General features: G+C 69.2%; 30 protein-coding genes and 6 pseudogenes. 22 read left to right on the top strand and 14 right to left on the bottom strand.

The annotated features are described in order from the left end of the window. Positions 1 to 286, bottom strand: a 286-nt coding sequence (locus tag P3T27_RS31455; protein WP_280684638.1) for a hypothetical protein, incomplete at its 3' end; no start/stop codon positions are given. Between the two features lie 391 nt (positions 287 to 677). Between P3T27_RS31455 and P3T27_RS31450 the strand changes: the two are divergent. Beyond that, positions 678 to 956, top strand: a pseudogene (locus P3T27_RS31450) (IS982 family transposase); the annotation flags it as partial. A 318-nt stretch (positions 957 to 1274) separates the two neighbouring features. Here the strand turns inward: P3T27_RS31450 and P3T27_RS31440 are convergent. Together P3T27_RS31440 and P3T27_RS31435 are read right to left on the bottom strand one after the other, a co-directional pair. Further along, positions 1275 to 1511, bottom strand: a complete 237-nt coding sequence (locus P3T27_RS31440; protein WP_348534159.1) for a hypothetical protein — start codon at positions 1509 to 1511, stop codon at positions 1275 to 1277. A 79-nt stretch (positions 1512 to 1590) separates the two neighbouring features. After that, positions 1591 to 1920: pseudogene (locus P3T27_RS31435) on the bottom strand (ATP-binding protein); the annotation flags it as partial. 45 nt (positions 1921 to 1965) lie between these two features. On the opposite strand from P3T27_RS31435, the gene P3T27_RS31430 reads away from it, so the two are divergent. Next, entirely contained in the window at positions 1966 to 2319 is a 354-nt protein-coding gene (locus P3T27_RS31430) for a hypothetical protein (protein ID WP_280684636.1), read from the top strand. Between the two features lie 169 nt (positions 2320 to 2488). Continuing rightward, a pseudogene (locus P3T27_RS31425) lies at positions 2489 to 3035 on the top strand (hypothetical protein). Here P3T27_RS31425 and P3T27_RS31420 read toward each other — a convergent pair. Then, a complete protein-coding gene (locus tag P3T27_RS31420) occupies positions 2992 to 3567 on the bottom strand; it encodes a hypothetical protein (RefSeq protein ID WP_280684634.1) in 576 nt (191 codons plus the stop codon). The pseudogene P3T27_RS31425 and the gene P3T27_RS31420 sit on opposite strands and share 44 nt — an antisense overlap. Before the next feature lie 80 nt (positions 3568 to 3647). After that, positions 3648 to 3848, bottom strand: coding sequence for a hypothetical protein (locus tag P3T27_RS31415; protein WP_280684632.1), 201 nt, complete (start codon positions 3846 to 3848; stop codon positions 3648 to 3650). A gap of 268 nt (positions 3849 to 4116) precedes the next feature. Between P3T27_RS31415 and P3T27_RS31410 the strand changes: the two genes are divergently transcribed. Continuing rightward, the gene (locus P3T27_RS31410; protein WP_280684630.1) at positions 4117 to 4872 is read left to right on the top strand and encodes a hypothetical protein; all 756 of its coding nucleotides are present in this window, start codon (positions 4117 to 4119) and stop codon (positions 4870 to 4872) included. Between the two features lie 214 nt (positions 4873 to 5086). Here P3T27_RS31410 and P3T27_RS31405 read toward each other — a convergent pair whose 3' ends face one another. The 3 genes and pseudogenes from P3T27_RS31405 to P3T27_RS31395 form a co-directional block, all read right to left on the bottom strand. Beyond that, on the bottom strand, positions 5087 to 5815 hold the full coding sequence (locus P3T27_RS31405) for a hypothetical protein (RefSeq protein ID WP_280684628.1): 729 nt from the start codon (positions 5813 to 5815) through the stop codon (positions 5087 to 5089). A gap of 246 nt (positions 5816 to 6061) precedes the next feature. Further along, the gene (locus P3T27_RS31400) at positions 6062 to 6373 is read right to left on the bottom strand and encodes a hypothetical protein (RefSeq protein WP_280684627.1); all 312 of its coding nucleotides are present in this window, start codon (positions 6371 to 6373) and stop codon (positions 6062 to 6064) included. Positions 6374 to 6551: 178 nt separating this feature from the next. Further along, positions 6552 to 6839: pseudogene (locus tag P3T27_RS31395) on the bottom strand (hypothetical protein); the annotation flags it as partial. Between the two features lie 365 nt (positions 6840 to 7204). On the opposite strand from P3T27_RS31395, the gene P3T27_RS31390 reads away from it, so the two are divergent. Then, on the top strand, positions 7205 to 7615 hold the full coding sequence (locus P3T27_RS31390; protein WP_280684625.1) for a hypothetical protein: 411 nt from the start codon (positions 7205 to 7207) through the stop codon (positions 7613 to 7615). 149 nt (positions 7616 to 7764) lie between these two features. Further along, positions 7765 to 8196 (top strand): hypothetical protein, encoded by a 432-nt coding sequence (locus P3T27_RS31385; protein ID WP_280684623.1) that lies wholly within the window; start codon positions 7765 to 7767, stop codon positions 8194 to 8196. 589 nt (positions 8197 to 8785) lie between these two features. Here the strand turns inward: P3T27_RS31385 and P3T27_RS31380 are convergent. After that, positions 8786 to 9049: a hypothetical protein gene (locus P3T27_RS31380; RefSeq protein ID WP_280684621.1), complete on the bottom strand. Its 264-nt coding sequence runs from the start codon at positions 9047 to 9049 to the stop codon at positions 8786 to 8788. A 644-nt stretch (positions 9050 to 9693) separates the two neighbouring features. Between P3T27_RS31380 and P3T27_RS31375 the strand changes: the two genes are divergently transcribed. Continuing rightward, positions 9694 to 9912: a hypothetical protein gene (locus tag P3T27_RS31375; RefSeq protein WP_280684619.1), complete on the top strand. Its 219-nt coding sequence runs from the start codon at positions 9694 to 9696 to the stop codon at positions 9910 to 9912. A gap of 94 nt (positions 9913 to 10006) precedes the next feature. Beyond that, entirely contained in the window at positions 10007 to 10147 is a 141-nt protein-coding gene (locus P3T27_RS31370) for a hypothetical protein (RefSeq protein ID WP_280684617.1), read from the top strand. A 186-nt stretch (positions 10148 to 10333) separates the two neighbouring features. Here the strand turns inward: P3T27_RS31370 and P3T27_RS31365 are convergent, their stop codons facing one another. The 4 genes from P3T27_RS31365 to P3T27_RS31350 form a co-directional block, all read right to left on the bottom strand. Then, a complete protein-coding gene (locus P3T27_RS31365; protein ID WP_280684615.1) occupies positions 10334 to 11518 on the bottom strand; it encodes a cytochrome P450 in 1185 nt (394 codons plus the stop codon). 31 nt (positions 11519 to 11549) lie between these two features. Then, positions 11550 to 12923 (bottom strand): FAD-dependent oxidoreductase, encoded by a 1374-nt coding sequence (locus tag P3T27_RS31360; RefSeq protein ID WP_280684612.1) that lies wholly within the window; start codon positions 12921 to 12923, stop codon positions 11550 to 11552. Then, entirely contained in the window at positions 12913 to 13122 is a 210-nt protein-coding gene (locus tag P3T27_RS31355; protein WP_280684610.1) for a ferredoxin, read from the bottom strand. The genes P3T27_RS31360 and P3T27_RS31355 overlap by 11 nt, the downstream gene beginning before the upstream one ends. A gap of 167 nt (positions 13123 to 13289) precedes the next feature. Further along, positions 13290 to 13583, bottom strand: a complete 294-nt coding sequence (locus P3T27_RS31350) for a transposase (protein WP_280684608.1) — start codon at positions 13581 to 13583, stop codon at positions 13290 to 13292. Between the two features lie 190 nt (positions 13584 to 13773). Here P3T27_RS31350 and P3T27_RS31345 point away from each other — a divergent pair, with 190 nt between their 5' ends. The 8 genes and pseudogenes from P3T27_RS31345 to P3T27_RS31310 all read left to right on the top strand — a co-directional run bounded on the left by P3T27_RS31345 (position 13774) and on the right by P3T27_RS31310 (position 20497). After that, positions 13774 to 14454, top strand: a complete 681-nt coding sequence (locus tag P3T27_RS31345; RefSeq protein ID WP_280684605.1) for a VIT1/CCC1 transporter family protein — start codon at positions 13774 to 13776, stop codon at positions 14452 to 14454. A gap of 100 nt (positions 14455 to 14554) precedes the next feature. Next, the gene (locus tag P3T27_RS31340) at positions 14555 to 15529 is read left to right on the top strand and encodes an aldo/keto reductase (RefSeq protein ID WP_280684604.1); all 975 of its coding nucleotides are present in this window, start codon (positions 14555 to 14557) and stop codon (positions 15527 to 15529) included. Then, positions 15529 to 16410 (top strand): NAD(P)-dependent oxidoreductase, encoded by an 882-nt coding sequence (locus P3T27_RS31335; RefSeq protein WP_280684602.1) that lies wholly within the window; start codon positions 15529 to 15531, stop codon positions 16408 to 16410. The genes P3T27_RS31340 and P3T27_RS31335 overlap by 1 nt, the downstream gene beginning before the upstream one ends. A 503-nt stretch (positions 16411 to 16913) precedes the next feature. After that, positions 16914 to 17846 (top strand): LLM class F420-dependent oxidoreductase, encoded by a 933-nt coding sequence (locus P3T27_RS31330; RefSeq protein WP_280684600.1) that lies wholly within the window; start codon positions 16914 to 16916, stop codon positions 17844 to 17846. Between the two features lie 230 nt (positions 17847 to 18076). Next, a complete protein-coding gene (locus P3T27_RS31325; RefSeq protein WP_280684598.1) occupies positions 18077 to 18763 on the top strand; it encodes an SDR family oxidoreductase in 687 nt (228 codons plus the stop codon). Between the two features lie 278 nt (positions 18764 to 19041). Beyond that, complete coding sequence (locus P3T27_RS31320; RefSeq protein WP_280684596.1) at positions 19042 to 19209, top strand: hypothetical protein; 168 nt, start codon at positions 19042 to 19044, stop codon at positions 19207 to 19209. A gap of 130 nt (positions 19210 to 19339) precedes the next feature. Then, positions 19340 to 19504 (top strand): annotated as a pseudogene (locus tag P3T27_RS31315) (IS701 family transposase); the annotation flags it as partial. A gap of 438 nt (positions 19505 to 19942) precedes the next feature. After that, positions 19943 to 20497 carry a transposase gene (locus P3T27_RS31310; RefSeq protein WP_280684594.1) on the top strand — a complete coding sequence of 185 codons (555 nt, stop codon included), beginning with the start codon at positions 19943 to 19945 and terminating at the stop codon, positions 20495 to 20497. A 97-nt stretch (positions 20498 to 20594) separates the two neighbouring features. On the opposite strand, the gene P3T27_RS31305 is transcribed toward P3T27_RS31310, so the two are convergent. Beyond that, positions 20595 to 21377 carry a class I SAM-dependent methyltransferase gene (locus tag P3T27_RS31305; RefSeq protein ID WP_280684645.1) on the bottom strand — a complete coding sequence of 261 codons (783 nt, stop codon included), beginning with the start codon at positions 21375 to 21377 and terminating at the stop codon, positions 20595 to 20597. A gap of 191 nt (positions 21378 to 21568) precedes the next feature. On the opposite strand from P3T27_RS31305, the pseudogene P3T27_RS41080 reads away from it, so the two are divergent. From P3T27_RS41080 to P3T27_RS31280, 6 genes and pseudogenes are all read left to right on the top strand, one after another. Beyond that, positions 21569 to 21706, top strand: a pseudogene (locus P3T27_RS41080) (IS5/IS1182 family transposase); the annotation flags it as partial. A gap of 186 nt (positions 21707 to 21892) precedes the next feature. Then, the gene (locus tag P3T27_RS31300) at positions 21893 to 22084 is read left to right on the top strand and encodes a hypothetical protein (RefSeq protein WP_280684592.1); all 192 of its coding nucleotides are present in this window, start codon (positions 21893 to 21895) and stop codon (positions 22082 to 22084) included. A gap of 247 nt (positions 22085 to 22331) precedes the next feature. Further along, positions 22332 to 22721 carry an NAD(P)-binding domain-containing protein gene (locus P3T27_RS41075; protein WP_348534158.1) on the top strand — a complete coding sequence of 130 codons (390 nt, stop codon included), beginning with the start codon at positions 22332 to 22334 and terminating at the stop codon, positions 22719 to 22721. Beyond that, on the top strand, positions 22700 to 23599 hold the full coding sequence (locus P3T27_RS31290) for a haloalkane dehalogenase (protein ID WP_280684590.1): 900 nt from the start codon (positions 22700 to 22702) through the stop codon (positions 23597 to 23599). The genes P3T27_RS41075 and P3T27_RS31290 overlap by 22 nt, the downstream gene beginning before the upstream one ends. Before the next feature lie 557 nt (positions 23600 to 24156). Continuing rightward, positions 24157 to 24312, top strand: coding sequence for a hypothetical protein (locus P3T27_RS31285; protein WP_280684589.1), 156 nt, complete (start codon positions 24157 to 24159; stop codon positions 24310 to 24312). Positions 24313 to 24591: 279 nt separating this feature from the next. Continuing rightward, complete coding sequence (locus P3T27_RS31280) at positions 24592 to 25029, top strand: hypothetical protein (protein ID WP_280684587.1); 438 nt, start codon at positions 24592 to 24594, stop codon at positions 25027 to 25029. The last annotated feature ends 817 nt before the right edge of the window (positions 25030 to 25846 follow it).

Genomic DNA, 25846 nt, shown 5'->3' with positions numbered 1-25846 from the left:
GGTTCTTCTGCAGGTGGCCACGTTCGGCCGCGACCACCCCGTCGTCCGGCATCCGCTCCTGGTCGCCGATCCGGTCCGCCAGGACGATCCGGCGCGCAGGCGGGGACCCTGCGCCGGTCACGGCAGCCACGGCCAGGGCAGTGAACAAGGCGACGACCACCACACCCGCGACCCAGGCCGTGCGGGGCACCGTGCGGTACCAGGGCAGTGGAGCTGCCGGCTCCAGGGTGTTGGCCCAGATCGCTTGGAGGCCACTGGGCTTCTCGGATGGCTGCTCGGTTTCCATGCCCGCCATGTCATCTCAATTCATGCAAACAAACGTTCAACAGATTGCCGGATGGTACGTCAGCACTCGAATGCATTGCAGCCGCCTTCCGGATCCGACGAACGCTCACCACCGCGGTGCCCCGCACCCCACCCCGCTGAACAGCGCGACCTGGACGGCACTCCAGCGCTGCCTGGACCACAGAGCCGAGACCGCGACGGCGAACCCCCACATCCTGACCACCCGCCGAACCACCACCACCCGCGCACCCGCGGGCCCCGCCCACATCCGCGACAGCCTCGCCCGCTAGATGATTGATGCCAAGGGCTCGTTGACACGCAGGAGATGAAGCGAGGGAGTCCAAAGGTCGGTTGTGACGCCTGACCTGGACTCCCTCGCGACCGCACTCTAGGTGAAGACCGACGGCCTGCTGAAGGAATCGCCGCATCTGGCGCCGTGGCGGCCCGAGATCGGCATCGCGCCCCGGCTCAGTGACGCCGAGCTGGTCACCCTCGCCGCGATGCAGGCCCTGCTCGGCTTCACCTCCGAACGCCGCTGGATCCGCCACGCCCAGGCGCACCTGCGGCACCTGTTCCCCTACGTGCCCGGGCAGTCGGGCTGCAACCGGCGGCTGCGCAAGGCAGCCGACCTGGTCGCACGGGTCAACCGCCTGCTGGCGACCGACACCTCACCCCGGGACGGCGCCATGGCCTCCTGCCCGGTGCCGGCCGCGGGCGGTGCGACGGCTTCGCCGCTGGACCGGACGGCGTCCAGGACGCGCTGGTGGTACCGGGCCAGGGACTCGCCCACGGGCAGGAGAGCGGGGGTGCGGTCAGGGTGTACCACTCATCGGCGCCGCGGTACTGGACCGCGACCCACGCCTGCCCGTTCGGGAAGGCGGTGGTCACGACGGTCACCTCGCCGGTGATGCAGCCGACCTCCTCGGTCATCACCCCGCCGAGCCCGGCGGTCACGTGCGCCTGGTGGCGCTCGGCGTCCGGCGGGACGCTCACTGGCCGCAGGTGTCGAGCATGTCGGACAGGGCCTGCTTCTCGGGCCCGGTGACGTTCAGCTGGTAGTGGCTCTTCACCTCGACCCACGCACGCGAGTAGGTGCACCAGTACGACCGCAGCGGCGGCCGCCAGGCCTCCGGACCCTTGTCGCCCTTCGACCTGTTACTGACCGCGGTGTAGGTTCCGCGTCTGGGTGTCCAATGGCATCGTCGTGACCTGCAGGGCTTCGGCATTCCGCGCTCGTGTCCTCCGAACGCGTTCCGCAGAACAGTGTCCAATCCTCGCCGGCCTGTTTCGCGTGGCGGGCGGGCCTCAGCTCTTGACGGCCTCTGCGATCTGCAGGGCTGTCTGTGCGGGCGTGAGGTGGGTGGTGTCGATGACCTCGGCCTCGCCGTGTAGCCACCTGCGGGCCGCCTCGGCGTAGGGCTCAAGGTATTTGAGACGGAACGGGGAGTTGGGGCCAAGAACAGTATCGCCCGCGATGCGCCCACGGAGGGTGTCCTGGTCAGCGTGGAGGACGAAGTGCCGTACCAGAATGGCATGTTGAGTGAGGCCCGTGCTGATCTCGCGCCAGTACTCCTCGATCAGGACAGTCATGGGCATCACCAGAGTGCCGCCGGTGTAGTCGAGTACGCGGCGGGCGGGCGGCAGCCTGGTTGAGCCATGATCCATCCCATGAAGAGGGTCGTGGATCTCGACGAGGCAGTTGCAGAGGTGGCTGTGCGGACGCCTGATTGGCAGGCCGCCGGGCTCAGGGTGGGCGAGGTGACGTGGCGTCATGAAACGGCGCCATGGCCGCAGATCCTTCAGACGGACAGGTCACAGGTGAGCGATCCCGACTCGGTAGGTGTTCTTATCTCCGGCCCCGCGGAGGCCCTGCTGTCCGTGGTGCTCTTCCGAGGCGGCTGGGCCGACGTCGACTATCTCGCCAACGTGGACGACGCTGGGGCGCTTCCGGGTGCGGAGATCGACTCGGCGGCGGCGTTCGGCATCCGGATCGACGAATGGGTGGTCCGCGTGTTCGGCGTGCGGGCTGCGTGACGCGGGCCTTCCTCGGTGTCGCAGGATGTGGTGTGGCCCGTCTCGAAGGTGAGCTTGAGTGGCTGTTGTCCTTCCGGGCTTGAGGGCTGCGTTTCCGCTGGTCAGGAATAGGGTCGGCGGTCTCGGGGAGTGGTGACGTGTCGAGTCGTCGCTCTGGTGGAGGTCGGGGATGCCGTCGGTCGTGGGGGCTGCTGGAAGAGCGTGAGCTGACCGCTCGCCGTCGTGTGGACGCGCTGCGGGAGGAGGCGGACCGTATCCCGGCCGAGTTGGCCGTGGCCGAGCGGGAGTGGAACGAGTGGATCACCGCCCGTTCACGCGTCGGCGAGGTGCTGTCCCCGGGCGAAGGCGACGTCGCCGGCCCGGATGCCGCCGAGGAGTCGTCGGATTGCGGTGAACCGCCGGTGCCGCCTGCATCTTCGGAGGCGGCGAAGCCGAAATCGGTGGTGCCGGTGTGGCGTGCGGGCCTGGTCTGGTCGGCACTGTCGGCGGACTACCAGCGGATCCTGCAGGCTCTCGCGGACCGCAACCGTCTGGGTCAAGGTCCGCTGACGTGCCAGGAGATGGCCGCCTGCTTCGGCCTGGACCCGGTGCCCGCGAAGATCGAGGTGTTGCGGTCGAAGGCGAAACGGCTGACAGCGCGCGGGTGGCTGGCCGAGCCGGCGCCGGGACGGTTCACGCTCGCGAAGGCCGTGGCCGGGCCAGGCGGCGGGTCATGAGCAGGGTCATCGACCAGTAGACCATCGCCTCCGCGCTGCCGGTGGATCGCTCGAAGTCGCGCACGAGGCGACGGCTTCGCATCAAGTGGGCGAAGAACCGCTCCACGATCCACCGCTTGGGCAGCACGACGAAACCGCGCATGTCGTCACTGCGCTTGACGATCGCCAGGACCAGGGCGAGAGCGGCCAGGCAGTGCTCGACGAGGCTGCCGGTGTAGCCGCCGTCGAAGGCGTCCGGCGTCATGTGGTCGATTCCGCCCGGTCCGCTGAGCGCCAGGCGCAGCTGGGCGGCGCGCAGCCGGTGCTCGCGCGCCGCCAGCGCGCGGCTTCGCAGGATGACCGCGGCGGCGGCGCCGGCCGCGAGGGCGAGGGCGGCGGGGATCCACCAGTTCGCTGCCAGCCACCGCAGGATGGCGGCCGCCGCGCTCAACCCCAGGAGTGCCACCAGGGCGTAGGCGATCCAGGTGGCGTCGTCGCGCCGTACGGGCCGGCGTCCGCGCGGTCGCCGCGCCGGTGGCCTGCGCCTAGCCATCCGCTGCTCCGGGCCTGTTCACGTCGGTGTCCTTCCTGCGGGCCACCGTACCGGCCGGGGAGCGGATTTGCGATGTGCGGTCAGTGGGTGGCTTCGACGGCGATGCCGACGAGCTGGAGGATCGCGTGGCCCCAGGTAGTGGCGGCGATCAGGCCGCCGAACACGACGGCGGTGAAGACGGTGAACGCCTCGTCCGTGCGGCGGCGGGCCTCGGTACGGCGCCGGAGCCGGATGACGATGAGGATCGCGAGGAACGCCGTCGCGCTGATCGTGTACTGCACTGCCCACCCCGGCCCGATAGTTGACCCTGTGTGAGGCTGCGATTACCCGGAGCCTGCCGCCATTCGGGTGAGCATGCCAGAGTCTCCGGCGGCCCGGGGCCGCTTTGGAAAAATCAGGCGCCTGCGAACGGCCCCGCGCGACGCTGTCCGCCGGTTCGCGCGGGGGAATCCCGCGATTCCCCCGCGCGAACCGGCCGCCGTTCGTACGATCGGCTCGACCTGGCCCGCCAGAACGGCCTCCAGGCACAGGAACCGAGAAAGGGGACCGATGGGGACTGTCGGCTGGGTCGTGGTCATCGTTCTGGTGGTCGCCGGTGCGGTGGTCTGGCTGATGCTGCGCTACCCCGGGGGATGGCGGTACGCCTTCAGTACGCAGTACGCCGAGAACCGGCGCGACCTGGACGCCGCCCGCGGCAAGCTTCGCGGACTGCGGCACGAGGCTGGCCGCGAACGCGCCACGGCCCGCTCCGGCGTCGAAGCGGCCGAGCGCGCCCACCAGGACCGGGTCAACCAGGCCCGGGCGCACCTGGCCTGGCTCCGGGCCCCTGGCCGGGGCGTACTCCGGTCCTCGCTCGGGGAGCACCTGCGGCTGTACGACCACGCGCTGGAGATGACGGTGGACGGCCGCACCGTCGAGTGCCCGCTGCACGAGGTCTCGATCCGCGACGAGTACTCGCGCACGGCCGGCCACGTCTACGTGGTGCTCCCGACCGGCCGCCAGCAGATGGTGATCGTCTCCCCGGAGGAGACGCCCGAGGCCGAGGTGCGGAAGTTCGTGGTAGCGGTGTTCAACGCCGCCGCCGACGCCAAGGTATCCAAGGCCGAGCGCCAGGCGCTCGTGCCACAGGCCGAGGCCGAACTGCGCGACGCGATCGCCGACACGGCCGCTCAGGAGCAGGCCCGGCGCCGACTCGCCGAGGTCGAGGCTCGTCAGAAGTCGGACGCGCGTATTCCACGAGCGCGCCAGGAACTGGATGCGGCCCGTGACCGGTGGCAGCAGCTCACCGGCCGCCGGCCGGAATAGGACGGGCCGCCAAGAGGGCCAGAGCCCGAGGCCGCCCACCGGGCGCCACGCGGGTCGTCGCGAAGCCGGTCGAAGTAGTAGGGATGGAACATCTTGAAGTTGTCGCCGACGAGCCGGACGGTCCCCGGGCGCATCGCGCGCTTGACCAGCCGGGCGGCCTCGGTCCTTCCCGGCGCCGGGCTGGCACGACGCATTCCGGCCGTCGACGCGGTGCTCACCTGGTGATGTCGCCGTCCGGCACGTCTTGGACGGTGACCTTCCTGCCCTGTCGGCCCAAGAGCTTGGCCACCACGTCACCGATCCCCTTCGCGTCGCCCGTCGGCTCGGGAGCCGCCCCGTCGGTGTACCGCTCGATGGCCTTCTCGAAGTACGAGGGGTTCCAGGCCCCGACGGCCCCGCTGACATCGACGGCCTTCACCGGCCGGTCACCGACGGCACGCTTGACGGCCGGAAGGACCTCGTCCGAGCTGTACTTCCCCGGGACCTGGAACAGGCTCGCATGGCCGCCGACCTTGCCGCCGTCCCGCAGGTAGACGGTGACGACCAGGCAACTGGTCACCGACGGATAGGTGATCGTCCCCTGCGGACCCACCTCGCCGACCTCACCCTCCGCGATCGAGACGCCGGTGGCGGCCGGCGCCCGCCGCACGGTCCCGGGCGCACCGGCCTGCCAGACCCCGGCCACCGGGCCGGACGCCCGATCCTCCAGGTCCAACGCAGTGCCGAACTCGGTGACGTCCTTGGCCTCGGCGGCCTTACCGAGCGCGGCGTTGACGGAGTTGACCGTCTCGGTGGCGGCCGGGCCGTGCGCCGGCCTGCCGGACCTCGGCCAACCGGCCGCCGCTCCATCGCCCCCGCCCACCGAACAGGCCGCCAACACCAACGCCGAGCCGACGACCAGACCGGCCTTCCCCGCGAACCGCTCGGACACCACGAACTTCATAACCCCACACCCCAGGCAACCGGTCTGCGCACACCCGCGCACGCACGCGGCGACACATGGTCCCGGGCACGAACAATCTCGTCAACCCAATACCCGGCGGCCACCCGGAAGGGGCGCCTCCTGGGGGGCGAGCTCCCGCCCGCCGTCCGACGGGACCTCGCCGGTGGTGTTCCGTCAGCTGGCCCGCCGTGACGAAAGGCGCTCGGCCACCACGACGTCCCGCACCCTGCTGCTCCCCGGCCGCGGTCACGTTCCACCCGGGTGTTCGCCGCACCCCTGCCGTGTCCCGGGCGCCGGCCTGCCATAGCCCGGCCGCCGCCACTCGCTCGCCGTCGCTGTCGCCCACGTTTCGCAGACCTGCTCCCAGACGGTGAGGATCTGCTGGCGCTGATCGGCGGCGAAGGTGTCGGCGGCGGGCTCGAGAAGGGTGTGGAGTTCGTGGTTTCGCGCGATCGGTGAACGTGCCCGGATCCGTGCGAAGTCGAGCCACCGCGGCCGGTCCTCGCTCAGCGCGCATTCCACGGCGCGCGCTTCGGCGTTGGCGGCCACAATCCGCATGCAGGCTTCCCAGAGCGCCCCTGTCACCGGGTCCGGGGAGAGGGGCAGTTGGAGCACAGCGAGACCAGAGCGTCTTCGTCCGGACACGCTGCCGGGACGTTGCGGTCCGCCTTCGGCCAGCCGCCGGCCCGGCTGAGGCCGAGCTGCTCCGCGTCAGCCGGGTGGTCGCTCCCCGGAAGACCTCGTCCAGGTGCCACTTGTCGCCCGCCTTCGGGCGTCTGCGGAGCAGGGCGGCGGCGTAGGCGGGGCCGAACCGGCGCGTCCACTGGTGGACCGTCTCGTAGGACACCACGACACCGCGCTCGAGCATCAGCTCCTCGACGTCGCGCAAGCTCAGATTGAACCGGTGGTACAGCCACACGCAGTGGGAGATGGCCTCCGGCGGGAAGCGGAAACCCCGGTACGACGGCGCCGCCTCGGTCCCCTCCGCGATCCTTTCCCGGTGATCAACAAACCCGGCGATCATCCCAGCCCGCCACTCAACCTGACAACACCCCGTACACCTCCCCTACCAGGTCGCCGGCTACCAACCGGTCCTGTTCACCCTCGACTCCCCGGCCGCCGCGCCGGAACGGCCGAGGCCGCTTCCGCCGACGGGAAACGGCCGACGTGGGCAAAAGGTTCAGCCGGCAACCGGACAACTCCCTTACGGCCAAGGAGAGATGCCTTTCACGGCACGATCGGTCCGCATGCGGACCTCTCACGGGAGCAAATGTTGATCAAGTGTCAGTCGCTGCGTAAGGATGGGGATCGAAGCCCGGCGCGACCGACCGCCGGCCTTCCGCCACGGCCCGGCCGCCCCCTGCCCACCCCGTCCCGCCAGAGGTATCCATGAACAAGACCACAACCGCGCTCGCCACCCTCGCCCTGCTCGCCAGCGCCGCACTGACCGCCACCCCCGCGCAGGCCGCCGACCTCCCCCAGGTCTGCACCAGCAAGCACGGCTTCGACAACGGCAGCTTCTACTGCGGCGGCGCCTACGGCGACGGCGAGAGCCTTTGGCCGCTGCGCACCGGCGACTGGGTGGACTTCGTGATCGGCCTCGACCACGCCGTCTGGTTCCGCACCACCACCAGCAACTGGAACTCGCTGGGCGGCTACTTCACCGGCAAGGTGACGTTCAGCAAGAAGCTCGACGACCTCAACTTCACCATCAACGCCCTCGGTTCCGACGGCGTGACGACATGGTCCCGCGACCGCACCCACAAGGGGTTCGTCACCGCGTGGTACGTCAAGGGCTGAGGCCCCTCCGGCCGGTCGAGCCCCGAGCCCCGGCCGCTCGACCGGCCCCCGGCCCCCGCAACGGCGGCCGACGACAGTCCGTAGTCCGTCGAGCCGCCTGTAGGGCATCGGCGGCATCGGCCGGTGCCACCTCTGGAAGCTGTTCGGACATGCGGACGAGGCTGTCGGCACAACCTGTCACCGAAGCCTCTGACGAGCAGACGTGTCACACAGCACGGGGCGCTGTCCGGATCGGCAAGGAGCTCGGTCAGGGCCGCCGGGTCGGTGAGGTGGTCGATGCGGACGATCCGCCCGAAGCCGGTGCCAGGGTCGCGATGATGGTCCGCGTAGGGGATCTCCCGGGCGCGAATGTAGTCGCCGAGCAGCAGCGCGGTGATCAGCTTGGCGAAGGACGAAGCCGAGCGGGCCGGGCCAGGCTGAGGGCCTACGTTCCGGTGGTGCCGGATCGCCGTGCGCATGGACGCTGCGCCGAAGTACGGCTGGTCGGCGGGGATCCGACCTCGCCACCACGACTGTCGCCGGTCGTGCTCTCGGCGGCCAGCGGGCGCGTCGATGGCGAGATGGTCGCCGACACGGAGTAGCACCGGCCCGGGAAAGCCGTGAAGGAAGACTGCGGTCACGCTGGCACGGGCCGCGCCGAAGGTGTCCCTGGCGAGGACGATTCCGGGGGCCGACAGAGAGAGCCCCGAGTTCCTCGCAGAGGACGAGGTTCTCCCGGCGTGCGGAGTTCTGCCGACGGCGCGGGGCGCGCTGTGCAGGCGCGGCAGACGGGAGGCCGCGGGCTGGAGTGGTGGGCGGCGGGCTCACACGGCGCGCGGCGGCCGCGGACGCGGGGTCACCGCCTGGGCGAGCGGACGGTGTCGTACCGGCCGGACGGGCGGCCAGCGGTGCTGCCCCGAACGACCGCCAGCCGACGACGACCGCGAGCCGGGCCTGGACGACGACCAGCGGTTGGCCCGGATCGGGCCGGTGGACGGCGGCGCGCTGACGCCGTCGCGCCCGGGCTCCCCGCACATGCTGCCGCTGGGGCTACTCGCCGTCCTGCTGCGCCTGACGCGCGCCCGCCGCTACCGGCACCTGTTCCTCGCGCTCCCACCGGGCATGGCGGCCGACCTGGTCGCCCTGGATGTCGCGCACGGCCACGTCTGCGGGCAGTCGCTCGCCGACCACCTACGGATCGACACCGTAGCCGCCACTGTGAACCTCTCCCGTCTGGAGGACGACCTCGGTTGCGGCGAACGGCTCCTGGACCACGGACTCGCCATCGGCCCCGACGACCGGCGAACCGTCGCCGAGACCGCCGCCCAGCACCTCGAAAGCGCCGACGTGGTGGTCACCTCGAACGCGAACGACCCGGATCCCGCCACCTCCGCGCGCGCCGTCGCGCTGATGCACCACCTCTGCGCCGGCCGCGCCATCCGAGGTCGCGGCCACCTGTGGCCGGCCAACCGGCCCCACTCCATCTACCGGCGGGACTCCGCCGGCGAGCACCTCGCCATCCGAGCCGCCGGATCCTGGCTTCCTGAGCACGACAGCAAGGCCTGGCAGGCCGCCTCGGCGCAGCGTCGCACCCTCGCGTCGCTACTCTGGGACCCCTACGACGGCGAGCGCCGCTTCGAGTCGACGTTCACCGGCATCGACGTCGATCTCCCCGGACTGCACCGGCACGCTCCCGCGCAGTCGGTCACATCGACGGGGCAGGCCGCTCCCGTGGCGGCGCTCGCCCTGGCCGTCGGCGCTGCGGCTCCCGACTTCGCGCTGCTGCCGCACCCCGTGGCGAGCAGGGCAACCGCGGCGGCCACGCCGCACAACACGCGAGCGCATGAGACTCTCCCGGTGACCCGAACCACCTGGGGCCGCCACTGCGAGCCCGCCCAGGCAGTCGGACCGAGCGCCATGCGAGTTCCCGCGTTCCACCAAGATTCTCGGAGCAGCGCCGGGCCGCCCAGCCTGCCCGACCTGTCCACTGCTGACCTGATAACTCCCTTGCCCTTCAAGGAGTTTGACAGAGCCTCACCACTGGGCATCGAAGAGGCGACAGTTCACGCTCACGACAGCGGCAACCCGAGGTGGCGCACATGCACGGCACCAGCACGCAACCGATCGCGACCTTCTGCGGCAACTGCAACTGCGGCTGTCCGCAGCTGTTCCTGGACCCGGCAGCGCCCGAGGACCGGCGGGTACGGATCACCGACGACTTCGGCCAGCAGGTACAGATGAGCGAGGAGCAGTTCCGCGACCTCGTCGCCCAGGCCAAGAGCGGCACATTGGACACGCTGGCCGCCACGGCTGCCTGACACCGCCTGTCGGCGCGGCCCGAGGTCCTGCTCGAATCGGGCCGGCCGGCCTTCTGCTCGTCGATCCAGCGCGTGGTCCGCCGAGGACATCCGCGTGACGATCGGCGCACAGTCGCGTCGCCGGGTCCGCAGCGTGCTGCGCGACCTGGTCACCCAGGGCCTGCTGGAAGAGGTCCAGCGCAAGGCCCGTCACGTCCTGTTCCGCATCCCGCCGGCAACCCCGCCCACACGCTGACACCAGGTCACTCCCCTCGACGGGTTTGGCGCAACGCTGCGGCAGCGCGAGACCCGCGCCGGCCGCCGCCCGTCCGAGGCCATCGAAGCCCTCATCGGCCAGACCGGCAGCCCGGGGCCGGTACCCGGCACCCCGCCCAGGTACGTGGCCGCTGACCCCCTGCTGGCCGTGTGCTGCCAGGCGGCCTCACAGTTGGATGGGCAGGTGACGGGGTCCGCGGAGCATGGCGTTCTGCCGGTAGGGGGGCGGGTCCTGGACCAGGCGTGCTGTGCCGAGGTGGGGAATCAGCGCGCCGAGCGCGGCCTGGGCTTCGATGCGGGCGAGTGGTGCGCCGTAGCACAGGTGGATACCGCTGCCGAAGCCGAGGTGCTGGTTGTCCGGGCGGGTGGGGTCGAACCGGTCGGGCTCGTGGAACCGCTTGGGGTCGCGGTTGCCCGAAGCCAGCGCGAGCACGACGGAGGTGCCTTCGGGGATGGTGGTGCCGGCGACGTCGATGTCGGCGAGGGGGATGCGCTCACGCATGTGGACCGGGGGTTCGTAGCGCAGCAGTTCCTCCACCGCTCGCGGCAGCAGGTCCGGTTCGCGACGCAGCTGGTCCAGATGCTCGGGCTGACGCAGTAGGGTGAGCACCCCGTTGGTGATCAGATTCACCGTGGTCTCGTGTCCCGCGATGAGCAACAGCACGGCGGTTTCCGCGAGTTCCTCCTGGGTGAGCCGCCGGTCCGGATCCGGCTCGTTGGCGAAGGCGGAGAGCAGGTCGTCGCTCGGCTTGCCACGGCGCTTCTCGGCGAGGTCCACCAGGTACCGGCCCATCTCGCTCCGCGCCTGGTCGCCCGCCTCGTCCCGCTCGGTGGAATCCTCCTCGGGCCTGACGTCGGCGGACGCGACGATCGCGTCGGACCATTCCCGGAAGAGCGGTTCGTCCTCGCGCGGCACGCCGAGCAGGCGGCAGATCACCGTGACGGGCAGCGGGTAGGCGAAGTCGTCGACGATGTCGATCTGGCGGCCCGCCTGGAATGGCTCCATCAGTTCCTCGGTGAGCTGGTCGATCTCGCCGCGCATGGCATCGACCCGGCCGGGGCTGTGCGGGGGGCCGAACGGTCGCATGGCCAGGGTGCGCAGTCGGTGGTGCTCCGGGTCGTCGAGCCGCAGGAACGGCGGCTTGTGTGTTGTCTCGCCGCGGATGCGGGGATCGACACTCATCCGTGGATCGTGGAGCAGGGCGGCGATCTCGTGGTAGGTGCCGACCAGGTAGCTGCCGTCTGCCTGCCGTACCACGGGACCGGCCTCGCGGAGTTCCGCGTACAGCGGGTAGGGGTTGGGGCGGTTCACGTAGTCGGTGATCCGTGCCAGCAAGGTGTCGGAGTCCATGGTGGCTCCTCGTCGTCGGGCGGGACGTGGGTCAGCCGCGGGGCTGCACCACGGTCAGTCGGCGGTCGGGCAGGTATCCGGTGAGCGCCACGGTGGGGCCGTGGGACAGCCCCTTCGGATCCGGCACGTCGGACGGAACCGGGATGTCGGCCGCGATCGCGCGGTCCGCCGCGCCGGGCGGGGGCGGGAACGGAGCAGCGGTCTCGATCAGGTGCCGGTAGTAGTCGAGCGACTTGGCCATGTCGACGGTGACCGCGGCGGTGACCCGCCCCTGGTAGCCGTAGACCATCGCCAGACGGCGCGCCTCCAAGGAACCCTGGGCGATGACCACGTGGTCAGAGAAGGTGGGCACGCCCACCGACTTGATGTTGAGCCCGAACTGGGTCGACCAGAACGTCGGGAGGGCGAGGTGCGGGCGCCGCAGGGGCCCCGGGTTGACCATGTTGTGGGCCGCGACCTCGGCCTGCTCGACCGCGTTTCCCCAGTGCTCGAGGGAGAGCATCTGGTAACCGAACAGCGGGTGGGGGAAGCGGGAGACGTCGCCGGCGACGAAGATGTCGTCGGTGACGATTCCGTACATGTTGAAGGCGCGGCACCCGGCGTCGCAGGCGATTCCGCGCGGGCCCGCCGCCAGCCCGGAGTCCGCCAGCCACTCGACGTTGCGGACCGCGCCCAACGCCACGACGCACACGTCCGCCTCGACGCGGCTGCCGTCGGACAGCTCCGCGCCGCTGAAGCGGCCGCTGCCGTCCCCGCGCAAGGTGGTGACCGTCACTCCGGTGCGCAGGTCCACGCCGTGGTTGCGCTGCATGACGGCCGCGAGTTTCGACAGGGTGCCGCCGAGCGCGCCCACCAGGGGTGCGGGACCGCGTTCGGCGACGGTGACGTCCAGTCCGCGTTCCCGGCAGGCCGAGGCGATCTCCGATCCGGTGAAGCCGCCGCCGATCACCAGCACGCGCCGTGGCCCCGCGGCCAGCCGCTCGGCCAAGCCGCCGGCGTCCTCACGGGTGCGCAGGGTGAACACCCCGTCCAGGGCGGCCTCCTCCGCCTTGGGCCAGGGGCGCGCCCGGGTCCCGGTGGTAATCAGCACCCGGTCGTACGGCACCGACTCGCCGTCGGCCAGCAGCACCCGCTTCCCGAGGGGGTCCAGGCCGGTGGCGCGTACGCCCAGCCGCCACTCGGCGTCCGGATCCCGGCGCATCGGCAGCCCGGTGGAGTCCGCCGCCACCAGGCCGAGCAGCACCTGCTTGGACAGCGGAGGCCGGTCGTAGGGCGGATGGGGCTCGTCGCCGACCACGGTCAGTGAGCCGGTGAAGCCCTCCTCGCGCAGCGCCTCCGCAGCCCTCAACCCGGCCAGCGACGCGCCGATGATGACGATGCGGCCGTCCCGAAGGTCACCGGCCATCGACGCTCACCTCCTCACCGAGGAGGATGGCCTGGACCGGGCACGCCGCCGCGGCCTGGCGCACGCGCTCGGCCTGGTCGTCCGGGACGGCCGGGGCGTACAGCAGTCCCTCCTCGCCGTGCAGCTGGAACACCTTCGGTGCGAGGAACACGCACTGTGCGTAGCCCTGGCAGTGCGTGAGGTCCACAACGGTTCGCATCCCCACCACTCCCTCTATCGCCGCCCCCTGTCTTCCAGCATGGGACGAGAACCGGACCCTCGCACGGCGACTGCTCGGGGAACGCCGCGGGTGGCCTTCTCCGCATCGATGAAGAGACACATAGTGCCTACTTCACGATCTCCTTCGCGAAGAAGGCCGCGGTGCGCTCAGATCTCGTTCGCCTTCTTGACCTCGGCAAGCTCGCGGCGGACGCGGCGCAACTCCTCGCGCTCATCACTGGTCAAGGCACCCGTCGGCCCCTCGCCCCGGTCGGTCTTCGCCTGCTTGACCCAGCCGCGCAGGCCCTCCGGGCTGACCCCCGGTTCCCGGGCGATCTCGGTCACGTTCCGATGCGGCGAGGATCGGACGAGTGCGATCGCGTCCCGCTTGAACTCCGCCGTGTACCGCTTGCTCATGTTGCTCTTGCCACTCACTACCTGAGCTGCTTCCTCCGGGGCCATCCGTCCCAGTATCAGGCTGTCCAGTTCGGCGGGGGAACTTCAGTTGCAGCTTCCGCAGAACCGCGCCACCGGCTCCTGCACGGACTCGGACACGGGAACCTCCGCTTGTTGATAGTGGGCACCGGGCACGGCGCTGCTCCTCAGGGGTGCACCCGTTCGCTCGGCCATGCTCACCCATTGAGTCGCTCCGGTGGCCGAAAGTGTCGGGTCGCGTTCCCTGCACCTTCCCGCTAGCGTCTTCGATGAACTCAGGGCTCCCGGACCGACTGTCCGACGCGGGTTCCTGCTCTCCCCCTCAACGGAGTCTGAGCCGTTGGATCAGTGGGCGCCGCGCAGGAAGCCACGACCGGTCCGTGCGGACGTCAGAACTTTCCGGAAGGGATCGCGTCATGCGTGCGCTGCGTTTCGCTCGCTTCAGATCATCCGGCGACGTCCTGGAGATCGTCGACATCCCCGCCCCCGACACCGGGGACGACGAGGCCCTGGTCGCGATCAAGGCGGCGTCGGTGAACCAGTCGGATGTGAAGAACCACGACGCCGCCCTGGACACGATGGCCCGCGAGGAACTCGGGCTGGACCCGGACAACTCGGCTCGCCGTGGTCGGCGGCCCTCTCCAGCCTCGCCTCCTTCGCCTCCTTCGCCACCGGGGCCGTCATGGTCGTCCTGCCCTACCTGTTCGCCTCCGGTACAGCCGAACTGGCCGCCGTTGTCGCCCTGGCCGCCGGCGCGCTGTTCACCGTCGACTCCGTCATCGGCATGCTCAACGGCCGCGCGCCGCTACGCTCGGGCGCCCGACAGCTCCTCGTGGGCCGGGGTGCCGCCGCGGCCGTCTTCGGCATCGGACACACGATCGGAACAGGGGCCAAGTGACCAGGTTCATCCAGCACTCTCCTGACGAGGGAGGAGCGGCACGGATCTCCTCACCCACCCGGAAACACAGGGAACGAACACTTTCGTACGGAGGCTGACCATGCGTACCACCACACTGGGAATGACCGGACTTGAGGTCTCGCGCATCGCCTTCGGCACCTGGCAGTTGGGCGGCGACTGGGGCGGCTTCGCCGAGGACGAGGCCAGGGCCGCCATCCGCCGGGCGCTCGACCTCGGGGTCAACTTCTTCGACACCGCCCAGGCCTACGGTTTCGGCGCGTCGGAGCGGCTCCTGGGCGAGTCCCTGCGCGGCGAACTGCGCAGCCGGCGCGACGAGCTGGTGATCGCCACCAAGGGCGGCCTGCGCGAGACCGACACCGGCATCGCCCGCGACGCCAGCCCCCAGGCGCTGCGCGAGGGCGTGGACGCCAGCCTGACCGCGCTCGGCGTCGACCACATCGACCTCTACCAGGTCCACTGGCCCGACCCGAAGGTGCCGTTCGCCGAGACCGCAGGCGCACTGAAACAACTGATCGAGGCCGGCAAGATCCGCCACGTCGGTGTGTCCAACTACAACGTCGAGCAGATCGCCGAGTTCTCCCGGACCCTGCCGGTGGAGACACTGCAACCGCCGTACCACCTCTTCCGCCGCGAGATCGAGGACGCGGTCCTGCCCTACACCCGGCAGCACGACATCGGTGTACTGGTCTACGGCCCGCTCGCGCACGGCCTGCTCACCGGCACCCTCAGCAAAGACACCGCCTTCCCCGCCGACGACTGGCGCGCCAAGAGCAGCGTCTTCCGCGGCGAGGACTACCGTCGCAACCTCTCCGTCGTCCGTGCGCTCCAGGAGTTCGCCGCCTTGCGCGACATGACGGTCAGCCAGCTTGCCATCGCATGGACCCTGGCCCGTCCCGGAGTGCACGTGGCCATCGTCGGCACCCGGCGCGCCCACCACGTCGACGACAGTCTCGCGGCGGCGGACATCACGCTAGACGAGGCCGACCTGAAGGCCATCGACTCCATCACGGCCGCGGCCACCCCGGTCGCCGGCCCGTCCCCGGAGAGTGTGTGATGACCGAGCAAGCCAAGACCGACGGGACAAAAGTCGCCGTCCTCGGCATCGGCGTCATGGGAGCCCCCATCGCGCGGAACCTTCTGCGCGCCGGCTTCGACGTGACGGTGTGGAACCGGACCAAGGAGAAGGCCGAAGCACTCGCCGCCCAGGGCGCGTACGTCGCGTCCTCTCCGGCCGAGGCGGCTTCGGACGTCGAGTTCCTGATCACCATGCTCACCGACGGCGCCGCGGTGGAAGCCGCGATGACAGGCCCCGAAGGCGCCCTGACCGCGCTGCCCCCGGACGCGGTGTGGATCCAGATGAGCACGGTCGGCGTCGCAGCAACCCAACGCCTGGCCAAGCTCGCCGTCCAGCGCGTCGGCTTCGTGGACGCTCCCGTCTCCGGCAGTTCGGAACCCGCCGAGCGAGGGGAACTGCTCATCCTCGCCTCCGGGAGCCCGGCACTGCGACCGCGTGTGCGACCACTGTTCGACGCCCTCGGCCACCGGGCCCTGTGGCTGAACCGTCTCGGCGACGGCAACCGGTTCAAGCTCGTACTCAACAACTGGCTGGCCGTTCTGACGGAAGGAATGGCCGAAACGATCGGTCTCGCCGAGTCCCTGGGCCTGGACCCCGACCTCCTCCTCGACACACTCGCCGAGAGCCCGCTGGGTTCCGCCTACGCGATAGCCAAGGGCCACGCCATGGTCCAGCGCGACTTCACCCCCGGCTTCCCGCTGCACCACGCGGGCAAGGACGCCGCCCTCGCGCTCGATGCCGCCCACGGACACGGGATCGATCTACCGCTCACCGAGGCACTGTCGAAGCGCTGGGACAAAGCAATCGTCCTGGGCCACGCGAACGACGACGTGGCCGCGGCCATCACCACAGCCCGATAGCGGCCCAGGTGCGTCGAGCTCCTGACGGTCTGCGGGAGATTGTCAGTTGCGGATCGTCGCGTGGTATCAGTGAAGAGATGACCTGTAGCCCAACCGGACCGTATCTCGCGGGGTGGGGTGGGGGTGGGCCGTGATGAGCAGAGCGAACCCACGGGCTATTGCACATATAGCGAAACGCTGCACTACTGATCGGCGACACCCGATCCGAACGTCATCCCCTTACCCGCTGCCCGGGTCGCGCGCCGGCAAGCCGTCGCCGGGCTCATCAACGAATACCACCGAACAGGCTGACCGCCCGCCAAACCCCAGGTCGGCGCGTCGTTGGGCCACGGCACGCCCCAGCCAGCCGCTTCCCCCTACCACGATCGAAGTGGTCACGTCAGCGGTCCCTTCGGATCGACGGGCGGCCGAGGACTGATTCCATGGAACCACGACGACGTGGCGGTGACTCGATGCGATCCGTCCAGGATGCGTCCCGCCGGAGGACGGGAGAGGATCGGACCATGACGATACGGCTGGGTCTCGGGTTGCCACAGACCAAGCAGTACGACCTGGCGCGTGACCCCGCGCGGGTGGCGCGGGCAGCCGAGCAGATCGGTTACGAGAGCCTCTGGGTATTCGAACGACTACTCGTCCCAGAGCATCCGCGCCAGGGGCTGTACGGCATCCCCGGACGCGCGTGGCCGGACGCCTACCGCTCGGTGGCCCATCCACTGGTAGTCCTCTCGCTCGCCGCCGCGGCGACCGAACGGGCACGACTGGGAAGCAGCGTCCTGATCGCGCCATTGCACGTGCCGCTCCAACTCGCCCGCGCCCTGGCGACTTTGGATGCGGCGAGCGGTGGCCGGGTGGTGGCCGGATTCGGGACGGGCTGGTCGCTGGACGAGTACGCGGCGGCGTCCATCGCCCCGTTCGAGGAGCGCGGCACGGTGCTGGACGAACTCCTCGATGTCTGCGCCGCGGTGTGGGGTCCAGACCCGGTGTCGTACCACGGCGCTCACACGGTGATCGACGAGGCGGAGGTCGGGCCGAAGCCCGCCCGCCCCATCCCCGTCTACCTGGCGGCGTCCAGCAGGAAGGCACTCGACCGACTGGCCCGACGCGCCGACGGCTGGATGCCGACGGGCGTCCCACCTGCTGACCTGGCGCCGCAGTTGCGGAGACTGAAGGAACTGGCCGCCTCGCACGGCCGCGACTCGGACGCACTGACCATGTGCGTCAGGGCCAACACGCATCTCACCGACACACCGGTCGGGGACGCGGAGCGCCAGCCGTTCACGGGAACGATCGAGCAGATCGTGGCAGACGTGGCCGCGTACTCCGCCGTGGGGGCCGAGGAGGTCCTGCTCGACCTCCAGTGGAACGTCGGCGACGCCGACGAACTCATCGACCTGGCAGCCCGGATCCACGCAGCGGTACGCGACGCCAACCTCTGACCGAGGCGTGTGGCCGAAGTGCTCCTCAACGGCCGGTCGCTGTCGAGCTGAATGGGTCGCGCCGTCGGCTCTCCTGCCGCCCGCCCGTCCGAGCGGACCATCTCGGGCGACCGATCGGGACAGCTCCTGGGCCATCCGAGTGGACCAGTCCGGCCGCGCCCGCACCGCCCATAACTAACCGCATAAGATCCGTCATCGGCCGCATGTCCGCTGGAAGGGACCACTGCCTCGTGACCACCTCGATCATCGTCGGAGGAAGCGGCGCCCTGGGGCGCGTTCTGGCGCAGCGATTCGCCGACCGCGGCGACACCGTCGTCATCACCAGCCGAACCAGGGAGCGTGCTGACGCCGCGGCCGCCGAAATTGCCGACACGGTCCGGGGCTTGGCCCTTGACCTGTCGCGGCCGGAGACCATCGCGGAAGCGCTCGTCGACGTACGGGAAGTCGACAACCTGGTGCTAGCCGGCGTCCCGGCGGGTTTCAACACCCTCGCGCAGTTCGACATCGCGAAGGCCGTCGAAGCAGTGACCACCAAGCTGGTGGGGTACACCGAGACCGTGCGAGTCCTGCGTGACCGGTTCACCCGCGACGCGTCGGTCGTACTCTTCGGCGGCCTGGCCAAAGAACGTCCCTACCCCGGCTCCACCATCGTGACCGCCATCAATTCGGGTGTCACCGGACTGGTGAAGACCCTCGCAGTGGAGATCGCACCCCATCGCGTCAACGCGATCCACCCAGGCGTGGTGGGCGACAGTCCGAGGTGGCGTGACGTGCCCGACCACCCCCACGTACCGCGTACCCCAATCGGTCGTCTCGTGACGATGGCGGAGGTCGCCGACGCCGCCGACTTCCTCCTACGCAACACCGGCGTCAATGCCGAGGATCTCTTCATCGACGGCGGACTGCGCGCCACCTGACACGACCGCCGCTTCCGGTCCTGCCCAGCCGCATCGCAGCCGACGGGTGCCAACCCGGTTACCGCTCGCCGTGCGACACCGCCTGCCGGGCGCTCGGCCGCGCAGGGCTCCCCTCCGGCCCCAAGAACGCAGGCCAGCCAATACCGCACCCGGACCACTCGCGCTCACTCACCGTGAAACCACCGGCTGTAGTACTCGCCTAGGCGTGTTGCCAAAGTGGATCAAGGTCGTGGGTTATCGCGTGCTGCGGAGCCGGAGGGACTGGCATACTCCGCGCCGTGACGACTGACCGCAGCCCCAGCCTGATTCCGACCACCGGCGAGCGCGACGCCGAACTCAACGACCGATTGACCGAGGAACCGGTCGCCTTCAACACGGCCGCCACCGGCACGTCCGATCGCGGCACATTCTCGGTCAAGGTCACCAATGAGTACTTTTCAACCTGAAGTTGCAGGTCACGGGGCTGGTGTGGGGCTGGGTTGGGATGCTCGGGCCGGTCGGAGGCGTGATCGGCAGCAGGTGATCGTTTGCCGTGTGGCCGGTGCGCCGGAATCGCCCTGCCGAACCGGATCCGCCTGGCGCATCGAGCACGACTACCGCGAGATGAAGCACGGCCTGGGCCTGGACCACTTCGAGGGCCGCACCTGGCGCAGCTGGCACCACCACGTCACCCTCGTCACCGCCGCCCACGCCTTCCTCACCCTGAGGCGCCTCGACCCAAAAGTCGAGGCGCCGGCCTGACCTTCTACCGAGTCCTCGACGCCGTCCAGGACCTGACACGGGCCTGGACCGGCGAATGCCCCACCTGCCACCGCGACTTACCCACCCCACGACGGCCCGGCCGTCCCCAACCACGCCAGACCTAACGAAGTACTACTAGGCGTTTCATCCCCGGTTTTGAGAGTCAGGTTCCGCGCCAGGTGGGGGTGGAACCTGACCCTCAGAGGGTGGTAAATGACCTGATGTCCGGTTCGGTGTCGCCTGATCGTGTGACTGTGGGGACTCCCGGCCGGTCGACGGGTTTGGCGGTGCTGGAGTGGCAGGGCGAGCGACCGCAAGCCCTACAAGAGTGACTTAGAGCCCGCGCAGATAGGCGGGGCGGGGTCCCCGGGTAGCGAGGCGGGCACAGGTCCCCGCGATCATGGAGTTGCGACGCTCTGTGATCACTGGGGGGGACCTGTGCCCGTGCTTCCATCATGGCTGACCGACCCGCTCTGGGACCAATTCGCTGCCCTGCTGCCCGAGCGCCCGGCGGTCGATCCGTTCCACCCGCTGGGTTGCCACCGGCCCCGCATCAGCGACCGGATCGTGTTCGACAAGCTACTGCAGCTGCTGCGGTTCGGCTGCTCCTACCAGGCGATCGCCGACACGACCTGCTCGGCGACGCTGGACCTGCTGGCCGACCTCGGGCCGCTGCCCGACGACATCACCGTGCACCTGGACGCCGGCTACGACTCGGACAAGACCCGCACCGAACTCACCGCCCGCAACCTGCACGGCCGTATCGCGCACAAGGGCGAGAAAGCACCGATCCAGGCCAGTCAGCGGTGGCATGTCGAGCGCACGCACGCCTGGCAGAACGCCTTCCACCGCCTCGCCCGCTGCTACGAGCGCCGCGCAACCGTCATCAACGCCTTCTTCGACTTCGCAGACACGATCATCACCGTCCGTAACCTGATCCTCCGAGCCTGGACCACCCACCGCTGGAGCACCCGGCCCCGACGCCGACCATAAGCAGCCGCCTACCCGAACGACCCATGACGAGGTATTCCCGCGTGGGTACGGGCGACCCGCACTGTCGCGGACCGCGAGTGACGGTTCGAACGCTCTCCTACCTTCGCCGGTACGCCTCGATGAGGAAGCGCTGCGAGTGAGCCACGAACGGACCATGGCGCTCGATGAAGGAGTGGAGTTCCGCCAGGCGGTCGCGGTAGGCGTCCACCGTGAAACCGGGAACGATCCAGATCACCTTGCGCAGGAAGTGGACCACCGCCGCGATGTCGTGGAACTCCATTCGGAGAGCTTCCTGACGCACGTCAACGACGTCCAAACCCACCGCCTCCGCGGCAGCCACCGCCGCGATCGGGCTGGTGCCCGCGTAAGTGGTGGCCGCCGGCACTGGGTGCGACCCCGGCGGCTGAGGCCCCATCATGAACTCGGTCAGTTCCCGCACCGAGCCGGAACCGACGTGTTGGGCCAGGTACACGCCGTCGGGGCGTAGCACCCGTCGCACCTCGTCCCAGCGGGTCACCACGGGGTGTCGGCTGACTACCAGGTCGAACGACTCCTTCGCGAACGGCAGGTCGGATGCGTCCTCGGCCTCGACGACGGTCGCGTCGAACTTCGCCAGGGTACGACGGGCGATCGCGATGTTCGGGGGCCAGGACTCCGTCACTGCTAGCACCGGCGGGGCGCCAGGGATCGAGGCCAGCACCTCGCCACCACCCGTCTGGATGTCGAGTCCGGCCGCAGCCTTCGCCATCCGCTCGGCGAGCAGCCTCGCATAGCCCCAGGATGGCCGCTGCTCGCTGGCGCGACCTGCGAACCAGGAGAAGTCCCACCCCTCGGTGGGGACGGCCTCTCCTTCCTCTACGAGCTCTTCGAACGTACGCATGGCGCCGAGGATGGCAGGCGGGAGCGGCGCACGCATCCGAGTTTCGACGGTTCACCATCCGGCGCGAGTCGCCTCGCGATTCCCATACGCCCCTCGGGCCACGACACCGCAGACACAGGTCCCTCGGCGATCACAGAGCGTAGCAACTCCTTGATCGCGAAACCTGTGCCTGCCCCATCTGCCAGCGCGACCTGTCGGCCGCCTATCCGCGCGAGCTCTTATCCGACGAACGCTGGACGCTGATCGAGCCGGTGACCACTGCGTGGAAGGCGAAGCACCCGTCCGTCAGCGGCCACCAGGGCGACTACGAGATGCGAGAGATCGCCAACACGACCTCAACAACGTCCGCATCAAACTGAAGCGCCTGACCGGGCGCGGAGTCCTGGCCGAGACCGAGCCGGGACTGTTCACCAGGCCGAGACCGTAACCGCCCGGCAAACCCACGACCAGCCCACTCACCCAAATCGCAACGACGAAACGGACACCAGCTCACGTACCGCCCTCTCAAAGCCGGGATGCTCTTGCCCGCCGAGGACGGAGGCCCGTGCGTCTGGATCGACCTCGGCGACCCGATCTCCTTCTTCAGCAGCTACATGCGCGATCCCGCCAGAGCGCGGCAGTTCGCTCTCGATCTGCGCGGCTTCGCCGACCGGGTCGATGGAATCGCCGCGGAGTTCTCCGCTCTCCTGAGGGGGAGCAGCTCGTGATCCCCCTCAGGAACCCCGTACTTCGCGGATCGTGGCAATCCACAAGCCCGCGACGGGTACCCCACTCGCCGAGTGGGGCTACCTCACACCGATCGAGATTCGCCAGCGGCACCGGCAGGGTCAAACCCTCGCGGCGTAGACGGACAGTGTCCAACTGCGGGGTGGAACTTCAGCCGTATGCCGCGGTCCAGTCGGTGAGCTGTAGGGCCGCATAGGTCGAGCCGTCTTCCAGGACCGAGGTACAGAAATGACGTATGTCGCCCAGGACCGCCCGCGCATCGGCTGGATCGGTACCGGCCGCATGGGCTTCCAGCTCGCCGCCCGGCTGCTGGACGCGGGGCACGACGTAGCCGTCTACAACAGGACCCGCGCCAGGGCCGAACCGCTGGCTGAACGGGGAGCCCGATCGTCGACCGGCCGGCCGGGGGCTTCGCCGCCATGTCCGGCCACCCACGTGACGTTGCATAGCATCGCAATTCCTGGCGATGGCGACGTTGTTCATTTTCCCCTAACCTTGGAAGCAAGCCAAGCGCGGACGGCCGTCGGAGCGGGAATTGTCCATCCTTTCTCAATCGCCGATCCAGAAGCAACTTCCCAGAGGAAGGATCTTCGGAAGTGGCAAATTCCTATGGCGTAAAGCCCTATGGTGAAAAGAAGACTGCCGTCGTCAAGGGGCGACGTATGGCCTATATTGAGGAGGGCTCGGGGGTTCCGATCGTTTTTCAGCACGGAAATCCGACATCCTCCTATCTGTGGCGCAATATCATGCCCCATCTTGAGGGGCTTGGGCGCCTCGTCGCGTGTGACCTGATCGGCATGGGCGACTCGGAGAAACTGAGCCCTTCCGGGCCGGAGCGTTACTCCTACGTGGAGCAGCGGGAATATCTCTTCGCCTTGTGGGAACAGTTGGGGATCGACCAGGATGTCGTGCTGGTGCTGCACGACTGGGGTTCCGCTCTCGGATTCGACTGGGCTAACCAGCATCGGGGCCGCGTAGCAGGAATTTCCTACATGGAATCAATCGTCACACCACTGGTGTGGGACGACTGGATAGTTCCCGCGCGACGTGAGGCCTTTGAGGGCCTGCGGTCGCCCGCAGGCGAGGCGATGGTGCTGGAGGACAACTTCTTTGTCGAGACGCACATGCCCAGAGGGATCCTGCGTACGCTGAGCTCTGAGGAGATGGCGCGTTACATCGAGCCGTTCGCAACTCCTGGAGAGGACAGGCGTCCTACGCTCACTTGGCCCCGCGAGGTGCCGATCGACGGATACCCTCCGAACGTCGTAGACATTGTTCATGGCTACAGCAACTGGCTGGCGCAGTCAGACGTCCCCAAGCTCTTTATTAACGCGGAGCCGGGGGCGCTGCTCACCGGCCGACCCCGAGAATTCTGCCGAACTTGGAGCAACCAGACAGAAGTTACCGTGCCTGGGAAGCATTTTGTACAAGAGGACAGTCCTGACCAGATCGGCGAGGCCATCCGTCGGTTCGTTCAGGGCCTTCGACGACCGTAGCGCAAAAGTAGTCAGGGCACGCCTGGAGTCCTCAAGTTTTCATTCGCAGCGTCCCCTTGAACTTGTCGGGTGCGACCACGACCGGGCCGGCTGACGGTACTGCTCGGGACATGCCGTCACGTCTCACCGATGGTCCGCGTGGCTCAGGCCGCTTTGGGTCGGACCTACCGCGGCTCCGCCCTCGGCCGAGCGGCGTCGTTGAACTGCGCCACGCCCAGCGGCGAGTAGCGCTCCGCCACGGCCCGGCCGACTTCATCCGCCCCTTGACTGGGGGCATCAAATCTCATGCGGCGGAGGCGGCTCCGTCAACCTTCGCTGAGCTGAGATCGCCCAGGGCTCGATGAGACAGGCCACCGGCAGCCGCCCGCGGCGGTTCCCAGATTGGGAACGTGGGACCTGGCGGGGGATCTCCGGTCAATCTTGGTAGGTGAACTCGTTGGCCAGCGCCACGGCCTGGCGACGAGCTGGATTCGAGCAGCGTCCGGCTCGACCGGACCGCGGAGACGCTCGACGTTCCCGGCGTCGAGGCCTGCGGCCGCAACGACATCTTCGATGCGATGTGGTCCAAGTGGGTTTTCATCACCAGCAGCGCGGTCACCTCCACGATGCGTGCCCCGGTGGGCGATAAAGTCGCGGCGTCGGGCTATACGGCCTTCGGGGAGGTGGTCCTCACCGAGCGGCTGGCGTCGCCCGCGCGGCAGGCCATCCGATAGCGGAGGGCGATCTGGCGGCAACTCGGACCCGCCCTGACGGGGATCACCAACGACGTCCTGGATGTCGCGGAACCTTGCCGAAGGGCGCTATACAGAGGTGGACAGTCCGCCCTGTGACCTCTGCGGGCGCGCCCGCGTATTGCGCGCCGACACGCCGATGAGCGGGGTTCGCCGCACTTGTGCCGTGAGTCCACAACCGCCGCGTCCTGCAGGCAACCGTCGGACCGCGCCCACGCCACGCACCAGATGCCGAAAGACCGGACGTCCAAGGAGGCTGTCATGCCCTTTATCAACATGACCGTGCGAGAAGGCGCACTCACCACCGAGCAGCGCCACGAGGCCATGGCCCGCCTGACAGACGCGCTCATGTTCTGGGAAAAGGTGCCCGAGACGCCCGCGGCCCGCAAGATTATGAAGGGCTGGGTCTACGAGGTCGCCGCCGACGCCGACTACAACGGCGGCAGCCCGGATCACGAGAAACCGTTCTACTTCATCGAGGTGCGCATCCTGAGCGGACGCCTCGACGTATTGGACAAGCAGGGCGTCATCCGCGACTTCACCGAGATCATCATGCGGATCGAGAACAGCGAGCGCACTCCCGAGAACCTTCGTCGAGTCTGGGTGACGATCAACGAACTCGACCGCGACGACTGGGGCATCGGCGGCCACACCGACTGGCTACGCGATTACACCACCGCTCTGGAAGAAAACGGCTGAAACGGAGCCTGACGTTTTAACCTGCGGCGAGGCCTTCCAACGGCACCTACGTGGCCCTCCGCAAGCTGCACACCCGGGTCGCCGCCTACCGCCGGTACCTGAACGCCAACGCCTCCTCGCCCGAAGAATAAGAGCTGCTCGCGGCGAAGGTGGTGGGCCGCTGGCGCAGCGGGGCGCCCCTCATGCTCGCCCCCGAGCACGACGACCCCGCCCTCGCCGCCGATCCGCAGAAAGTCAACGACTTCACCTACCACCAGGAAGATCCGCGCGGCCTGCGCTGCCCCCCTCGGCTCCCACATCCGGCGTGCCAACCCCCGCGACTGCCTGACGGGCGAACTCGTCGACCCGAGCATCCACCGTGCCCTGCGCCGAACTCGACGACTGAGCGGGGGGCGAGTCGGGCCCGACCCGCGACACCAGGTACTGCCAACGGCGCTGCCCCCGGCCACGAGCGGCGCCCCCTGCCGAAGTCGAGCGGTCCTTACCATCGCGGCGACCTGCGTCCACCCCCAGATGATCGACGCGATCGCGTGGGAGTTCCAGGCCGGCTTCGGTTTCAGCCGCCAGGGGCTCTGTTCGGGCCAGTTATGCAGAATCGTGGATCCTGGACCGCCCGCTGGGACGATTCTGTTGGTGCTGCCCCGAGTGGCAGCACGGCCATGGGAGATGACACGCCCGGCCGAGATGCCGCTTGAAGAGTTCGCACGGGCGGAAGGGGCATCAATGCGGCGCGGAGCTCATGAGCTCCTGCTGAGGCGCCGGCGGGAGCCGGCGTCGAAGCCCTTAGGGCACCTGCGCCAGCTCCGACCAGCCGCGA

This window comes from Kitasatospora sp. MAA19 (assembly GCF_029894125.1).
GTDB lineage: Bacteria > Actinomycetota > Actinomycetes > Streptomycetales > Streptomycetaceae > Kitasatospora.
Note: the sequence above shows the minus strand (reverse complement) of the source record. Positions and strands in the feature narration are given on the sequence as shown.

Bases quoted from the DNA above. Each gene is read 5' to 3' on its own strand.
- P3T27_RS41075 (WP_348534158.1), top strand. From the start codon at position 22,332: ATGACGTATGTCGCCCAGGACCGCCCGCGCATCGGCTGGATCGGTACC.
- P3T27_RS31420 (WP_280684634.1), bottom strand. From the start codon at position 3,567: ATGGCTAGGCGCAGGCCACCGGCGCGGCGACCGCGCGGACGCCGGCCC.
- P3T27_RS31440 (WP_348534159.1), bottom strand. From the start codon at position 1,511: ATGCCGAAGCCCTGCAGGTCACGACGATGCCATTGGACACCCAGACGC.
- P3T27_RS31410 (WP_280684630.1), top strand. From the start codon at position 4,117: ATGGGGACTGTCGGCTGGGTCGTGGTCATCGTTCTGGTGGTCGCCGGT.
- P3T27_RS31405 (WP_280684628.1), bottom strand. From the start codon at position 5,815: ATGAAGTTCGTGGTGTCCGAGCGGTTCGCGGGGAAGGCCGGTCTGGTC.
- P3T27_RS31375 (WP_280684619.1), top strand. From the start codon at position 9,694: ATGCACGGCACCAGCACGCAACCGATCGCGACCTTCTGCGGCAACTGC.
- P3T27_RS31350 (WP_280684608.1), bottom strand. From the start codon at position 13,583: ATGGCCCCGGAGGAAGCAGCTCAGGTAGTGAGTGGCAAGAGCAACATG.
- P3T27_RS31360 (WP_280684612.1), bottom strand. From the start codon at position 12,923: ATGGCCGGTGACCTTCGGGACGGCCGCATCGTCATCATCGGCGCGTCG.
- P3T27_RS31400 (WP_280684627.1), bottom strand. From the start codon at position 6,373: ATGCGGATTGTGGCCGCCAACGCCGAAGCGCGCGCCGTGGAATGCGCG.
- P3T27_RS31340 (WP_280684604.1), top strand. From the start codon at position 14,555: ATGCGTACCACCACACTGGGAATGACCGGACTTGAGGTCTCGCGCATC.
- P3T27_RS31330 (WP_280684600.1), top strand. From the start codon at position 16,914: ATGACGATACGGCTGGGTCTCGGGTTGCCACAGACCAAGCAGTACGAC.
- P3T27_RS31300 (WP_280684592.1), top strand. From the start codon at position 21,893: ATGCTCTTGCCCGCCGAGGACGGAGGCCCGTGCGTCTGGATCGACCTC.
- P3T27_RS31390 (WP_280684625.1), top strand. From the start codon at position 7,205: ATGAACAAGACCACAACCGCGCTCGCCACCCTCGCCCTGCTCGCCAGC.
- P3T27_RS31385 (WP_280684623.1), top strand. From the start codon at position 7,765: ATGCGGACGAGGCTGTCGGCACAACCTGTCACCGAAGCCTCTGACGAG.
- P3T27_RS31285 (WP_280684589.1), top strand. From the start codon at position 24,157: ATGTGGTCCAAGTGGGTTTTCATCACCAGCAGCGCGGTCACCTCCACG.
- P3T27_RS31280 (WP_280684587.1), top strand. From the start codon at position 24,592: ATGCCCTTTATCAACATGACCGTGCGAGAAGGCGCACTCACCACCGAG.
- P3T27_RS31365 (WP_280684615.1), bottom strand. From the start codon at position 11,518: ATGGACTCCGACACCTTGCTGGCACGGATCACCGACTACGTGAACCGC.
- P3T27_RS31335 (WP_280684602.1), top strand. From the start codon at position 15,529: ATGACCGAGCAAGCCAAGACCGACGGGACAAAAGTCGCCGTCCTCGGC.
- P3T27_RS31305 (WP_280684645.1), bottom strand. From the start codon at position 21,377: ATGCGTACGTTCGAAGAGCTCGTAGAGGAAGGAGAGGCCGTCCCCACC.
- P3T27_RS31355 (WP_280684610.1), bottom strand. From the start codon at position 13,122: ATGCGAACCGTTGTGGACCTCACGCACTGCCAGGGCTACGCACAGTGC.